11 protein-coding genes are annotated in these 14,850 nt (G+C 69.6%); 7 read left to right on the top strand and 4 right to left on the bottom strand.

What is annotated here, in order from left to right; genetic code table 11:
* The first annotated feature begins 197 nt into the window (after positions 1–197).
* A complete protein-coding gene (locus ACLQ23_RS20460) occupies positions 198–2,531 on the top strand; it encodes a beta-L-arabinofuranosidase domain-containing protein (protein ID WP_355589045.1) in 2,334 nt (777 codons plus the stop codon).
* Positions 2,532–2,549: 18 nt separating this feature from the next.
* Here the strand turns inward: ACLQ23_RS20460 and ACLQ23_RS20455 are convergent, their stop codons facing one another.
* Positions 2,550–3,011, bottom strand: a complete 462-nt coding sequence (locus ACLQ23_RS20455) for a MarR family winged helix-turn-helix transcriptional regulator (protein WP_355589047.1) — start codon at positions 3,009–3,011, stop codon at positions 2,550–2,552.
* 146 nt (positions 3,012–3,157) lie between these two features.
* On the opposite strand from ACLQ23_RS20455, the gene ACLQ23_RS20450 reads away from it, so the two are divergent.
* Complete coding sequence (locus ACLQ23_RS20450; protein WP_355589049.1) at positions 3,158–3,718, top strand: NADPH-dependent FMN reductase; 561 nt, start codon at positions 3,158–3,160, stop codon at positions 3,716–3,718.
* A gap of 38 nt (positions 3,719–3,756) precedes the next feature.
* Here ACLQ23_RS20450 and ACLQ23_RS20445 read toward each other — a convergent pair whose 3' ends face one another.
* Entirely contained in the window at positions 3,757–4,884 is a 1,128-nt protein-coding gene (locus tag ACLQ23_RS20445) for a hypothetical protein (protein WP_355589051.1), read from the bottom strand.
* Positions 4,885–5,079: 195 nt separating this feature from the next.
* Here ACLQ23_RS20445 and ACLQ23_RS20440 point away from each other — a divergent pair, with 195 nt between their 5' ends.
* On the top strand, positions 5,080–5,742 hold the full coding sequence (locus ACLQ23_RS20440; RefSeq protein ID WP_355589052.1) for a fasciclin domain-containing protein: 663 nt from the start codon (positions 5,080–5,082) through the stop codon (positions 5,740–5,742).
* An 86-nt stretch (positions 5,743–5,828) separates the two neighbouring features.
* Here the strand turns inward: ACLQ23_RS20440 and ACLQ23_RS20435 are convergent, their stop codons facing one another.
* Positions 5,829–6,872 (bottom strand): LacI family DNA-binding transcriptional regulator, encoded by a 1,044-nt coding sequence (locus ACLQ23_RS20435; RefSeq protein ID WP_355589054.1) that lies wholly within the window; start codon positions 6,870–6,872, stop codon positions 5,829–5,831.
* Between the two features lie 277 nt (positions 6,873–7,149).
* Here ACLQ23_RS20435 and ACLQ23_RS20430 point away from each other — a divergent pair, with 277 nt between their 5' ends.
* The 4 genes from ACLQ23_RS20430 to ACLQ23_RS20415 all read left to right on the top strand — a co-directional run bounded on the left by ACLQ23_RS20430 (position 7,150) and on the right by ACLQ23_RS20415 (position 13,952).
* On the top strand, positions 7,150–8,253 hold the full coding sequence (locus tag ACLQ23_RS20430) for a Gfo/Idh/MocA family protein (protein WP_355589432.1): 1,104 nt from the start codon (positions 7,150–7,152) through the stop codon (positions 8,251–8,253).
* Positions 8,250–9,404, top strand: coding sequence for a dihydrodipicolinate synthase family protein (locus ACLQ23_RS20425; protein WP_355589056.1), 1,155 nt, complete (start codon positions 8,250–8,252; stop codon positions 9,402–9,404). Before ACLQ23_RS20430 ends, ACLQ23_RS20425 begins: the two co-directional genes overlap by 4 nt.
* A 215-nt stretch (positions 9,405–9,619) precedes the next feature.
* The gene (locus ACLQ23_RS20420; RefSeq protein WP_355589434.1) at positions 9,620–10,417 is read left to right on the top strand and encodes a sugar phosphate isomerase/epimerase family protein; all 798 of its coding nucleotides are present in this window, start codon (positions 9,620–9,622) and stop codon (positions 10,415–10,417) included.
* 472 nt (positions 10,418–10,889) lie between these two features.
* Positions 10,890–13,952, top strand: coding sequence for a S8 family serine peptidase (locus ACLQ23_RS20415; RefSeq protein WP_355589058.1), 3,063 nt, complete (start codon positions 10,890–10,892; stop codon positions 13,950–13,952).
* A 128-nt stretch (positions 13,953–14,080) separates the two neighbouring features.
* Here the strand turns inward: ACLQ23_RS20415 and ACLQ23_RS20410 are convergent, their stop codons facing one another.
* Positions 14,081–14,848 carry a hypothetical protein gene (locus ACLQ23_RS20410; RefSeq protein WP_355589060.1) on the bottom strand — a complete coding sequence of 256 codons (768 nt, stop codon included), beginning with the start codon at positions 14,846–14,848 and terminating at the stop codon, positions 14,081–14,083.
* Positions 14,849–14,850: the final 2 nt, after the last annotated feature.

The raw sequence follows: 14,850 nt of genomic DNA, 5'->3' as shown, positions 1-14,850 counted from the left end.
GACGGCGCCGGTGCATCACCACGGGTAACAGCGCTGATCAACGGTCGAACCACACTCATTGTCTTGAATGAAAGCGGCCATCGGCCGTAACATGCCGGACACGGATGTGAGCGCTAACGCTCGCGTCTGACCGCCCTGTCGAGCCCCGTCCCGCCCGGCTGTGCTCCGTCGCCTGTTGCGCTCTCCGTGGAGGTTCCATGTCACCCCTGCCCATCAGTCGTCGCCGCGTGCTGCAAGCCGCCGGCGCCACTGCCGTCATCTCCGCCACCGGCGGAACCGTCCTGGGCGCCGGCCCCGCCGCCGCTGCCGTCGTCCCACCGGCGCGCGCCGACCTTGGCGTCGGGGCCTACCCCTTCGAGCTCGGTCAGGTGCGACTGACCACCGGCCGCTGGCTTGACAACCAGAACCGCACCCTCAACTACCTGCGCTTCGTCGACGTCGACCGGCTGCTCTACAACTTCCGGGCCAACCACCGGCTGTCGACGAACGGCGCCGCCACCAACGGAGGCTGGGACGCGCCGTCGTTTCCGTTCCGGACCCACATGCAGGGGCACTTCCTGACCGCCTGGGCACACGGGTACGCCGTGCTCGGCGACACCACCTGCCGGGACAAGGCGAACTACATGGTGGCCGAGCTGGCCAAGTGCCAGGCGAACAACGGCGCTGCCGGGTTCGGCGCGGGCTACCTCTCCGGCTTCCCGGAGTCCGACTTCACAGCGCTCGAGGCGCGGACGCTGTCCAACGGCAACGTGCCCTACTACTGCATCCACAAGACCCTCGCCGGCCTGCTCGACGTGTGGCGCTACACCGGCAACACCCAGGCACGCACGGTGCTGCTGGCACTGGCGGGCTGGGTCGACACCCGGACGAGCCGGTTGAGCTCCAGCCAGATGCAGTCGATGCTGGGCACCGAGTTCGGCGGCATGAACGAGGTGCTCACCGACATCTACCAGCAGACCGGCGACGCGCGGTGGCTCACCACCGCCCAGCGGTTCGACCACGCCTCCGTGTTCAACCCGCTGGCCGCCAACCAGGACCAGCTCAACGGACTGCACGCCAACACGCAGGTGCCCAAGTGGGTGGGCGCCGCACGGGAGTTCAAGGCCACCGGCACCACCAGGTACCGCGACATCGCCTCCAACGCCTGGAACATCACTGTCGGCGCGCACACGTACGTCATCGGCGGCAACAGCCAGGCGGAGCACTTCCGGGCGCCGAACGCCATCGCCGGCTACCTCAGCAACGACACCTGCGAGCAGTGCAACACCTACAACATGCTCAAGCTGACCCGCGAGTTGTGGCTGCTCGACCCCAACCGGACGGACTACTTCGACTTCTACGAGCGCGCCCTGATCAACCACCTGATCGGCGGCCAGAACCCCGCCGACAGCCACGGCCACATCACCTACTTCACCCCACTGCGGCCGGGCGGGCGTAGGGGCGTGGGTCCCGCGTGGGGCGGTGGCACCTGGAGCACCGACTACAACTCGTTCTGGTGCTGCCAGGGCACCGGCCTGGAGATCAACACGAAGCTGATGGACTCCATCTACTTCTACAACGGCACGACCCTGACGGTGAACCTGTTCGTGCCGTCGGTGCTGACCTGGTCGCAGCGGGGCGTCACCGTCACCCAGGCCACCAGCTATCCGGTGAGCGACTCCACCACGCTCACCCTGTCCGGCACCATGAGCGGCTCGTGGAGCATCCGGGTCCGCATCCCGGCGTGGACAAGCGGCGCGACGATCAGCGTCAACGGCGTGGCGCAGTCCGTGACCACCACGCCCGGCAGCTACGCCACGATCACCCGGACCTGGGCCGCGGGCGACACCGTCACTGTGCGCCTGCCGATGCGGGTGATCATGCGGGCCGCCAACGACAACGCGTCCGTCGCCGCCGTCACGTACGGGCCGAGCGTCCTCTGCGGCAACTACGGCAACACCACACTGAACGCGCTTCCGTCCCTTGCCGTCTCGTCCATCGCCCGGACCAGCACCAGTTCGCTCGCGTTCACCGCCACCGCGAACGGGGCGACGGTCAACCTCGGTCCGTTCCAGGACGCCCACGGCTTCAACTACACCGTCTACTGGAACACCGCGGGCAGCAGCGGCGGTGGCAGTCACCGGCTTGTCAACGTCGGTACCGGCCTGGTCCTCGGCATCCAGAACATGTCCACGGCCGACGGCGGGCTCGCCGTGCAGTGGGGTGACAGCGGCACCGCCGACCACAACTGGGTAGTGGTGACCGACGGCGACGCCGTCCGGTTCCGCAACGTCAACAGCGGCAAGGTCCTCGGTGTGGAGAACATGTCCACCGCCGACAACGCCCGCGTCCTCCAGTGGGCCGACAACGGCACCGCCGACCACCGGTGGATCCTGGTGAACAACGGGGACGGCACCTACAAGATCCGCAACGTCAACAGCGGCAAGCTGCTGGGCATCCTGAACGGGTCGACGGCATGGGGTGCGCAGGCCGTGCAGGACCCGGACAACGGCAGCGCCGACAACCGCTGGCGGCTCGTGCCCAACGCCTGACGACGAGCCCGACCTGGCTCAGTCGGTCGTGCCGACCCGCTCGAACGCGCGGGCCAACTGAGCCAGGTCCAGGCCCTCGAAGTGCCGCAGGAACCGCCGACGTACGGCCGCCAGGTGGCTCGGCCAGGATTCCTCCAGGCGGGCCAGGCCCGCCTCGGTGAGGATGGCGTTCCAGCCGCGGGCGTCCTCCTCGCAGCGTTCCCGCTTCACCAGGCCCAGGGTCTCCAGCCGGGTCACGGTGCGGGTCATGCCGCTGAGCGAGAGGTGGCAGACCGAGGCAAGTTCGTGCATGCGCATCCGCCGCTCCGGGGCCTCGGAGAGGTTCATGAGCGCCGTGTACTCGGTCAGCGGCAGTTGGCGGTCACTGGCCATGTCGGCGTCGATCGTGCGGGGCAGCACGTACATCATCTGGCCCAGGGCGCGGACCAGTGCCTCCTCGTCGGGGGCGAGGGGACGTGGACGGGCGGGGCTGTCGGACATCCCTTCAGCATAGTTGCTTGATTGAGCAAGTGCTCACGCTCCGTGTGACGACGGTCATGGGCGCTGTTGTTGCTTGACCAAGCAAGTAATGGCTACGGTTCTCGACGGCACGCAGACCACGAACCTTTCGGAAAGGCGCCAACACCATGACCAGGATCGGGATCATCCTCGGAAGCACCCGCCCGGGGCGTAACGGTGAAGCCGTGGCCCGCTGGGTCCTCGATGTCGCCAGGCAACGCTCCGACGCGGAGTTCGAGCTGATCGACCTGCTCGACTACAAGCTGCCGCACCTCGACGAGGCGTATCCGCCCGCGATGGGGCAGTACACCCAGCCGCACACTTTGCGCTGGGCCGAGACGATCGCGTCGTTCGACGGGTTCGTGATGGTCACCCCCGAGTACAACCACTCCACCTCGGGGGCACTGAAGAACGCCATCGACTTCCTCTACGCCGAGTGGAACAACAAGGCCGTCGGCTTCGTCAGCTACGGCTCGGTGGGTGGGGCGCGGGCCGTCGAGCACCTGCGTCTGGTCGCCGGTGAGCTCCAGATGGCCGACGTACGCTCGCAGGTCGCGCTCTCGCTCTACACCGACTTCGAGAACTTCAGCGTCTTCACGCCCAACCAGCACCAGCAGGACGCGCTCGGGGTCACCCTCGACCAGGTCGTGGCCTGGAGCACCGCGCTCGCACCGCTGCGCCAGCGCTGACCTACGAGGCGGCCGCGGGACGGGATCCCGCGGCCGCCTCAGCTCGACCTACGGAGGCGCTTCGACTGGCTCCTCGCCAGCCGTTCGACTCGCCATCGTCCATATTCGTGGACCAGGGCGAGATAAAGGGCGACGGGGGCGACCGGAGTCCAGGCCCGCGCCGGCAGTCCGCCGGTCAGCCGCCGCAGAACGGACCGGACATCGAAGGGAATGAACTCCCACGACTCAATCTCCAGCCCACGGTCCTTTGCGCTTCGTTGCAGGCGGCGATCGAGTTGCTCTGAGCTGAGGTCGTGCGCATACGCCACGAACACCGAATCCCATTGGTGACGCTCGGTGTCGATGGTGAAGCCGAGCAGGGCCAGGCGATACTCATGGTCTTCGAGGGACAGCTCCTCGCACAGCCCTCTGCGGGCGGTGGCATGGAGCCGAGGTGGAAGACCACTTGGGGAGTCGAGCTTTGCGCTGAGCCCTTCGTCTGCCGAAACCCCCCAGTGCAGAGGGCGTGATCCGACGTTGGGGCCACGCTGGCAGATCAGGACACGGTGGTCGGTCGTAATGACCAGAACGCTGGTGCCGATGCTCAGCGACATGAACGCAGGTGCCCGGCGGTGGCCGACGGGGTCGATCCATCTGCTCCGCGGCGTGGTGCCGTCCCTGAATCGCCTGTCGAGGTGCTGACTGGCCAGGAAGCTGTAGTAGTCGGTTCGTCGTAGCTGAAGGAAGATTTCGACTTCCTCGTCGCGGTCGGTTCGCTCCTCAACAAGCTCCTCGACTGCGAAACAGTCGCCGTTCCAGTGATGCGGTGCCCCAGCTGCCCTCTTTGCCTGCTCCTCAGTGGCGATCTCCGACCGCCATGCCGCCAACTCCGCAGGTAGTTCAAGGGGTTCGTCACTGACTACGAGATGCACCAGCTCCTCCCTGATGGCCTCGGTGCCGTCACCTGCCACGATCATGCAAGGCGATGTGACACCGCCGAACTCGAACTCCGCCACGTTCGGTGTCCGCCGTCTCGGCCGTAGCCGCCTGCTCCTTCGACGAATCCGTTGCAGGCGTTTCTTGAGCGGATCCTCAAAGCCCACTGTCATCAGCAGGCCCAGCACCGCCCCGATGAGAAGACCGCCGCCGCCCGTGGAAATCCACGTCAGTGCTCCCTTGAGCGTCACGGTGGGAGCTTATCGATGAAACACAATCGGCCGGGCTACCCGATCACGGCATAGAACTGCGCGCCTGCGTACCCCTGATGGCGCGCCTGTAGTCGAACTTTTTCGGCCGTCGATGCATCCGGGTGACCTACCTGGTGCGAAGCATGGATCGTGACGAGACGTCACGGATCCGTCGCATCGACGAAAGGCCCGCTGATGAAGATCGCACGACTCGCCGCCAGGATGGCCGTGGGCGCCATGGCCACCGCGCTGGCCACCACGGCTGTCGCCGTGCCGGCCGCTTCGGCGACCGGCAAGGCCAAGCCGCTCGGCACGACGTCCCTCGCCCAGGTGCTCACCAAGGACACCAGCGGCTTCGACCGCAACTCGCGGGACTTCGACGTGCTGACCGCCGCCGTGCTGGCCGTCCTGGAGGCCAAGCCCAACTCGCCGGTCAAGGTGCTCACCGACGGCACCGTCGCTCTGACCGCGTTCATTCCGACCGACGCCGCGTTCCAGCAGCTGGTACGCGAGATCACGCAGGCCACGAAGCTGCCGAGTGAGAGCGCCGCGTTCAGCGCCGTCGCCGGCCTGGGCATCGACACCGTGGAGAACGTGCTGCTCTACCACGTGGTGCCGGGCGCCACTGTCGACCGCAGGACGGCGGTCCGGGCCGACGGCACGGACCTGACCACTGCGCTCGGCTCGACCGTCGAGGTCGACGTGCGCACCTACCTGTACATCTTCCGCCAGGTGCGGCTTGTCGACGCCGACACCAACGACCGGGACGCCCGCGTCGTCACCTTCGACGTCAACAAGGGCAACCGGCAGATCGCGCACTCAGTGGACCGGGTGCTGCGCCCGATCGACCTGCCCTGATCGGGTTCGGGTGGCGTCCGACCACACGTCGGGCGCCACCCGCGCCGGATCGTCAAGCGGTGCCGATCGTCAAGCGGTGCCGACCGTCAGGCCGTGCCGGCGGTGTCCCGACCGTGCTGCGGGGCGGGGCCGGCGGTGCCCCGGCGAACCAGTTCGGCGGGGAGCACCTCGACCCGGGGCGTCGGCGTCTGCGCGCCGAGCACCATGGACATCGTCCGGACCCCCATGTCGACGAGCGGCAGCCGCACTGTGGTCAGTGCCGGAGTCACATCCCGGGCGATCGGCATGTCGTCGAAGCCGACCACGGAGACCTGCCGGGGCACGTCCAACGAGCGGGACCGAAGGGTGGCGAGCGTGCCGATCGCCATCGAGTCGTTGAGCGCCACGATCGCGGTCAGGTCCGGGTCGGCGTCGAGCAGCCGGGCGGTTGCCTCGGCGCCGCCGTCGCGGTCGAATTCGGCGTACCGGATGCGTCGTTCGGGAAGCTCGCGGCCCTGCTCGTCGAGGGCCTGCCGGAGCCCGGCGAGCCGGTCGGTGGTGGTGGTGAGGATGCGTGGGCCGGCGACCACGCCGATCGCCCGGTGGCCCAGCTCGCACAGCTCCCGGCCGGCGAGGTAGCCGCCCGTCCGGTTGTCGGGCATCACCGCGTCGCCGAAGTGCTCGTGCCGGCCGATCACCGCGACCCGCCCGCCGGTCGCCTCGTACGCGGCGAGTTTCTCGTTGAGCTGTCGGGTGAACGCGTCGTCGTGATAGCCGGAGCCGGCCAGGATCAGTGCCGCCACCTGGTGGCCGCGCAGCAGCTCGACATACTCCAGCTCGCGCTCCGGGTCGCGGTAGCTGTTGCAGATCATCAGTAGCCGTCCCCGGTCGGTGGCGACGCGTTGCAGTCCACGGGTGATCTCGGCGAAGTACGGGTCGGAGACGTCGTGCACGATCACGCCGACCGCGCTGCGGTGTGAGCGGGCCAGCAGTTGGGCGTGGGCGTTCGGCACGTACTGCAACTCGGCGACGGCGGCGAGCACCCGTTCGCGCAGTTCGTCGGTGACCGGCTTGCTGCTGCCGTTGATCACGCGGGAGGCGGTGGCGGGCGAGACGCCTGCTCGTCGTGCCACATCGGACAGCGTCGCCATGGCCGCCCCTTCGTTCTGTTGCCGGCGTTTCGCCGTGCCGGCCGAAACGCCACGGTACCGCAGTGAAAGCCCTTTCCCGCAGCCAGGCCCGAGGGGTGTGACGTGGACCAAGGAAAGGCCTTGCCTGGCGTGTGCGGCCCGCCTACGCTTCCGGGAAAGCGTTTGCCTGACCGCCGCCCGGCAGGCTCCCCTGCTGCTGCGCCGGGCTCAGAGGAGGTTCCGCGTGACCACGACCCGTAGGTCGATCGGCATCATCGTCAACGGTGTGACCGGCAGGATGGGCTACCGGCAGCACCTGGTCCGGTCGCTGCTTGCCATCCGTGAAGCCGGGGGCGTGGCGTTGGCCGACGGCACGACCATCTGGCCGGAACCCGTGCTTGTCGGGCGCAACGAGACCAAGCTGCGGGAACTCGCGCAGCGGCACGGCCTGACCGAGTGGAGCACCGACCTCACCTCAGCGCTGGCCCGCGACGACGTCGAGATCTACTTCGACTCCCAGGTCACCCAACAGCGGGAGAAGGCGATCCGGCAGGCCATCGAGGCCGGCAAGCACATCTACACGGAGAAGCCCCTCGCCGAGGACACCGCCGCCGCACTGGACCTCGCGCGGGCCGCCGACGCGGCCGGCGTACGCACCGGCGTCGTCCAGGACAAACTCTTCCTTCCCGGCCTGCGCAAACTCAAGCGGCTCATCGACGGCGGCTTCTTCGGCCGCATCCTGTCGGTGCGCGGCGAGTTCGGCTACTGGGTCTTCGAGGGCGACTGGCAGCCCGCCCAACGTCCGTCGTGGAACTACCGGGCCGAGGACGGCGGCGGCATCGTCGTCGACATGTTCCCGCACTGGCACTACGTGCTGGAGGAGCTGTTCGGGCGGGTGAACGCCGTCTCCTGCGTCACCGCCACCCACGTGCCGGAGCGCGTCGACGAGGACGGCCGCACCTACGCGGCAACCGCCGACGACTCGGCGTACGGCACCTTCGAACTCGACGGCGGGGTGATCGCGCAGATCAACTCGTCCTGGGCGGTGCGGGTGTTCCGCGACGAACTCGTGGAGTTCCAGGTCGACGGCACCGAGGGCAGCGCTGTGGCAGGGCTGCGCCGTTGCCGGGCACAGCACCGGGCGGTGACGCCGAAGCCGGTGTGGAACCCGGACCTGCCGGTCACCGAGAACTTCCGGGCACAGTGGACCGAGGTGCCCGACAACGAGGAGTTCGACAACGGTTTCAAGGTGCAGTGGGAGGCGTTCCTGCGGCACGTCGTGGCCGGTGAGCCGTTCCGGTGGGACTTCCTGGCCGGGGCGCGCGGCGTCCAGCTCGCCGAACTGGGGCTGCGCTCCGCCCGCGAGGGCGTTCGTGTCGAGGTGCCGGAGCTGCGCTCATGACCGCACCCGAGGTGGTGCTGCCCGGTGGGCGACGGCACCGACTGGCCGCCGGGGCGGGCTTCGACCGTCCGGCCACGCCGGCCGCCAGCCGCATCGCGTACGCCGCGGCCCACGTCGTCGCCGACCCGGGCGCGGAAAACGTGCCGGGCACCCCGGCGGCGGTGGACTGGGACACCACGCTGGCCTTCCGCCGGCACCTGTGGTCGTACGGGCTCGGGGTCGCCGAGGCGATGGACACCGCCCAGCGGGGGATGGGGCTCGACTATCCGGCGACCCGGGAGCTGATTCGACGCAGCGCCGCCGAAGCGCGCGCGGTCGGTGGGCGGATCGTCGCCGGGGTCGGCACGGATCAGCTTCCCGCCGGTCCGGCCACCCTTGCCGCCGTGACCTCCGCGTACATCGAGCAGCTCGGCGACGTCCGCGCGGCCGGCGCCCGGCCGGTGCTGATGTGCAGCCGGCACCTGGCCGCCGCCGCGCGCGGCCCGGAAGATTACCTGCGGGTGTACGACGAGCTGCTCACCGCCGCCGACGAGCCGGTGGTGTTGCACTGGCTGGGCCCGATGTTCGATCCGGCGCTGACCGGCTACTGGGGTGCCGATGATCTGGACCTGGCAGCCGACACGGTGGTCGAGCTGATCAAGGCGCACCAGTCCAGAGTGGACGGCATCAAGGTGTCGCTGCTCGACGCCGGCCGGGAGATCGCACTCCGTCGCCGGCTGCCTGCCGAAGTGCGCCTCTACACCGGCGACGACTTCCACTACCCGGAGCTGATCCGGGGCGACGATGTCGGCCACTCCGACGCGCTGCTCGGGGTGTTCGCGGCCATCGCACCGGCCGCCGCCGCCGCGCTGGCCGCGCTGGATCGCGGCGACCTGGCGGCGTACGACGAGATCTTCGCGCCGACAGTACCGCTGGCGCGGCACCTGTTCGCGGCGCCGACCTGGCACTACAAGACGGGCATCGTGTTCCTGGCCTGGCTGGCCGGGCATCAGGACCATTTCACGATGGTCGGCGGCGCGCAGTCCGGCCGGTCACCCGCGCACCTGGCCACCCTGCTCACCCTGGCCGACGCGGCGGGCCTGCTGCCCGACGCCGACCTGGCCGCAGCGCGGGCCCGAGCGTTCTTCACCGTGGCGGGGGTGGCCCAGTGAGCGCGAGGAGTGAGCCGGTTTTGCGAGCCCCGCAGTCGCGAACGGAGGCTGGCTCGGTGAGCGCGAGGAGTGAGCCGGTTTTGCGAGCCCCGCAGTCGCGAGCGGAGTCTGGCTCGGTGAGCGCGAGGAGTGAGCCGGTTTTGCGAGCCCCGCAGTCGCGAGCGGAGTCTGGCTCAGTGAGCGGGGCGGCGGACTCACCACCGGTCGCCGGCGGGCTGGAGCGCTTTTCGTTCAACCAGGCGACCGCCCAGCGCTGGCCGCTGCCGGACGTGGTGGCCGGCTGCGTGGCGGCCGGTGTGCCCGGCATCGGGTTGTGGCGTGAGCCGGTGGCGGAGTACGGCCTGGCCCGGTCGGCGAAGCTGGTCCGCGACGCCGGCCTCACCGTCACGTCGCTGTGCCGGGGTGGCTTCTTCTCCGCCGACGACTGGCGCTCGGAGAACCTGCGGGCCATCGAGGAGGCCGCCACGCTCGGCGCTCCGGAGCTGGTGCTCGTCTCCGGCGGTCTGCCGCTGGGCAGTCGGGACGTCGACGGGGCACGGCGTCGGGTCGCCGATGCGATCGGCGAGTTGGCTCCGCACGCGGCGGCGGCCGGCGTGCGCCTGGCGATCGAGCCGCTGCACCCGATGTTCGCCGCCGACCGGTGCGTGATCTCGACTCTCGGCCAGGCACTGGACATCGCCGAGCGGTTCGACCCGGCGGTGGTCGGCGTCGTGGTGGACGCGTACCACGTGTGGTGGGACGACACGGTGTACGCGCAGATCGCGCGTGCCGGCGCGCGGATCGCCGCGTTCCAGGTCTGCGACTGGGTGACGCCGCTGCCGGAGGGGGTGCTGCTCGGACGGGCGCTGCCCGGTGCGGGCTGCATCGAGCTCCGTCGGCTGCGCGAGGCGGTGGACGGGGCAGGTTATGTCGGTCCGATCGAGGTGGAGGTCTTCTCCGCCGAGGTCTGGGCGCGTCCGGGTACGGAGGTGTTGGACGCGGCCATCGACGGTTATCTGCGTCACGTCGTCTGAGCCGCACGAACGGCTGTGGCCGGAGAGCGTGCCGAAGACGGAGAGCCATGCCCGAATTGCCGTTTCTGGGCTCGTTGATCGTGCGAGGTGACCCGGTGGCCCACCTGCGAGCTGGTCAGCGGCCGCTCGCAGGAGGTGCGACTGGCGGCGATCCAGGAGCTGGCCCGGCATTGGAGGACCGACTGCGGCGTCGGGGTCGCTTTCTGCTCTGAGGCTGTACCAGGGCAACCGCACCCGTAGGCATTGATGATCGGCTCCGTTGAGGGCTCGATCGGGGAGGTCCGGAACGGCCTGGTCACACGCATGGTGATCTTTCCGGTACCGGCGTTCCGTAACGCCGCGCAAACCGTCCTTTAACCGGGGCTGCCTTAGGTGAGGGGATCACTTCCAACGCGGAAGTTGTGCAAGATGATCTTCGCTCCACAGGGGAGCACGCGAAAGGAGTCTCGTGGCTAACAGCACGAGCAGAGCCATGCTGCGAAGATTGGCGACATCGACGCTGGTCGTCGCCATGATCACCGGCACAACCGGTATCGCGGCATCGGCAGCCCCCGGAGGACAGCCGGCCACCAACGGCCCGGGTTACTTCTCCACCGGGTCGGACCGGAAGGTCACCCTCACCGACGGCGTCGACCGTCGACCCGACGGCAGCCACGCGGCCAGCCCCAGGGCCGCCGTGGACGCCACCGGAGCAGGCCTGTACGTCGTCGAACTGGCCGAGGAGCCGTTGACCCGGTACGCCGGTGGCGTGTCCGGGCTGACGCGGACCCGTCCGGAGCCGGGCACCCGACTGGACGTGACGTCGACGCCGGCGCAGGCGTATCGCCGACACCTCGACGCGCAGCGGGCCGCCGTCGCCGGCGCGGCCGGCATCGAGGTCAGAACGGCCTACACCGCGGCCTTCAACGGATTCTCGGCGCGGCTGACCGCCCAGCAGGCCACCGCGTTGCGGGCCGACAAGCGCGTCCGTGCCGTCACCGCGGCGCAGGCGCTCGGAACCCGGACGACGTCGCCCGATCCGGCCGCTGCCGCCTCGGCCGCTGCCACCCCGACCGGGGCCGCAGGGGTCGAGCCGCCTTCGCCGACCACGGATGCGGACCGCCCCGAGCCGGGTAAGCCTGGCAAGCCGGCCAAGCCGGGGCCCGGGACGGGTGCGGGCATGGTGATCGGTGTCCTCGACACCGGCATCTGGCCGGAGAGCGCGTCGTTCGCCAAGAAGATGCCCGCACCGGCGGGCTGGCACGGTACCTGCCAGACCGGTGTCGCCTTCGTGGCCGAGCACTGCAACGGCAAGATCGTGGGCGCCCGGTACTTCGCCGACTCGTGGCTCGCCTACGGCGGCTCGGTGCCCGCGGGTGAGCTGCTGTCCCCCCGCGACGTGGTCGGGCACGGCACCCATACCGCCTCCACCGCGGCGGGTCTGCCACTGCCGAACGTCACGATCGACGGCCGCCGCTTCGGTCCCGTCTCCGGGGTTGCCCCGGACGCCCAGATCGCCGTCTACAAGGTGCTCTGGGGCGGCACCGGCTACGACGCCGACATCATCGCCGGTATCGACGCCGCGGTCGCCGACGGGGTGAACGTCATCAACTTCTCGATCGGTAGCGAACTCGGTGACTGGGAGGCCAACACCCCCATCGGCATCGCGTTCCTCAACGCCTCGCTGGCCGGGGTCTTCGTGGCCGCGTCGGCGGGCAACACCGGCATCGTGAGCGGGGCGATCAGCAACGCGGCGCCGTGGGTGACAACTGTCGGCGCTGCGGTGACGAAGCCCGACGAGGCGACGCTCAAGCTGGGCGACGGCACGAAGCTCGTCGGCGGTTCGCTGGACCTTCTGCCCGACGGCGCCTCCCGCCCGCTCGTCTTCGGCGAGCAGGCCGGGTCGTTGGAGCAGTGGGCTGCGTACTGCGAACCGGGGAGCCTCGACCCTGCCAAGATCAAGGGCAAGGTGGTCGCCTGCGCGCTGTCCGATCTGTTCGGATCGGTCGCCGAGATCAAGGCCAAGGGCGGCGTGGGGATGGTGGTGTTCGACCCGGCCGGCAACTACCGGATCAACTCCATCTTCAACTTCCCGGTGGTCTACCTGCCGACCAAGAAGCAGGCCGGCACGTTGTTCACCTACCTGATGCGCCACCCCACCGACGCGACGGTCTCTCTGCGCAGCGGCGGTGACGGCTCCAGCGTCCCGGGCATTCCCAGCGTCGCGGACTTCTCCTCGACCGGCCCGGACAAGGTGACGCTCGGCGTCTTCAAGCCGGACCTGGTCGCGCCGGGGTCGAACGTCATCGCCGCAGTCTCCCCGGCGGGCAACTTCGGGCGAAACTACGACGCGTACTCCGGCACCTCGATGGCCTCGCCGTACGTGGCCGGCGCGGCGGCGATCCTGCGCGCCACGCACCCGGACTGGTCACCGGGTGCGGTCGCCTCGGCGTTGCGGACCACCGCCACCGACACCGTCGGCACCAGCAACCCCCTGGACCAGGGCAGTGGGTTCATCAACCTGGCCAAGGCCACCGACCCCGGTCTGGTCATCCAGCCGACGGCCGCGGACCTGGTCAGGTTCAGCGAGACCGCCCAGCCCGACGGCAAGGAACTCAACCTGCCGGCCATCTCGTTGCGCGAGTACGACGGCACCCGCCCGGTGACGATCACCCGCACCCTGACCAACGTGGGCAAGGCGCGGGAGACGTACCGCTCGTCGGTGTCCGGCCTGGACGGCATGAAGGTAAGCGTGACTCCGGCATCGGTGACGCTGGAGCCGGGCAAGTCCGCCACGGTGACCATCGCCGTGCGCCGGGGCAACGCGCCCTGGGACCGGTACGTGACCGGGTCGATCACCTGGCGCGGCAAGGCCCACAGTGCCCGCATCCCGGTCGCCGCCCGACCGTGGGGAATCACCCCCCGGCCCTACGCCGACGACGGTGAGGAGTTCGGCCGGATGGTCAACGGCGCGTTCGGCGCGCTCCAGCCGGGCTTCACGGGGCCACTCGCCGGCCGCAGCACCGGCTACACGCCGATGGTGCGGAAGGCGTACTCGATGCCGGCCGGCGTCGACGGCGGGGTGTTCGACCCGAACGCCACCGGAGTGAAGAAGGTCGACTTCACAGTGCCGGCGAACACCGCCGGCATCGTCGTCGAGGTCCACACCGACAACCCGAACGCGAACCTGGATCTCTACCTGTACAAGGGCGGCACCCTGATCCACCGCAGTGACAGATCCTGGACCAGCGAGGAGCAGGCGTACAAGTTCCTGCCCGAGCCGGGGCGCTACAGCGCGTACGTGTTCGCCCAGGTCCCCGGCGGCCCGGTCGTCAACTTCGAACTGAGCCACGCCATCGTCGGTCGTAACGCCACGTACTCGGCCACCACGCTGACCGTCCCTCGCACGGCGGAGCGCGGCATGACGACCAACTTCACGCTGAAGCCGAACGAGTCGCTGCCCGAGGGCGACGTCTGGGCCTACACCGAGTGGAGCACCAACGGCACGGTCATCCCCGGAAACCTCGTCTACACGCGGCGAGACTCCTGGGAGTAACAGGCACCGACCGGTGGGGTGGTGCGTTCCAAACGCGCCACCCCACCGCTGTGTCATCCGCGTCAGACCAGCGGCTGTGCCGACCGGCCGCCGTCGACGGCCACGCCCGTGGGCGGTAGTGCGAGCGCCTAGCGCTGCCAGTCGTCGAGAGCCTGCACGCCGTTGCGTACGGCCTGGTCCAGGACGGCCGGGTTGCCGCTGGTGCCTTCCCAACCCTGGTCGTTGAACACGGTGACCGCGCTGTCGACGCGCGCCACAGCGATCTGGCTGGTGGCGGTGCCGCCGGTGCGTTCTCCGTTCAGGCTCGTCTCGGCCCATGTCCGGGTCACCAGCAGGGCCTCGTCGCCGGCCCCGGGCAGCGCGCGGCTCTCGACTTTCACCGGGTTGTCGCCCTGCTTGTAGGTGGGGCACGCCTGCACGGCGCTGCGAACGCGCTTCAGGTAGTCAGCGGCGCCGTCGCCGTCGAAGGTGAAGATGGTCTGGTGGATCATGCCCTGCGGAACGTTCGAGGGTGGTTCGTTGGCCTTCTTGTAGGTGGCGGTCATGGCGGCGCTGGCGGTCACCTGCCGGCCGCCGGTGCCGAACTCGTTGGCGCACAACTTCGGTAGGGCGTTGGAGACCGGCGTTGTCTGTCGGGGCGACTTGCGCAGCTCGGGAGGCAGCTCGAAGAAGGCCGACGTGGGAATCGTCGTCGGTCGGGCGCTGGCCGTCGGTGACGGCTGGTCGACCGGGTTCGTCGCGGTCACCACGGCGCTCGGTGCCGGCGTCGCCGACCCCGAAGCGGTCGGCGGCGCGCCGTTGGTGCAGGCCGCGCCCATCGTGGCGGTGCCGAGCAGCGGCAGGATCAGCGCCAGTGCCATCGTCGTCCGGGTGGTCGGTGGTGCGGACCGGCTCATGG

It is taken from the genome of Micromonospora sp. DT41 (assembly GCF_049841715.1).
Lineage (GTDB): Bacteria > Actinomycetota > Actinomycetes > Mycobacteriales > Micromonosporaceae > Micromonospora > Micromonospora profundi.
Note: the sequence above shows the minus strand (reverse complement) of the source record. Positions and strands in the feature narration are given on the sequence as shown.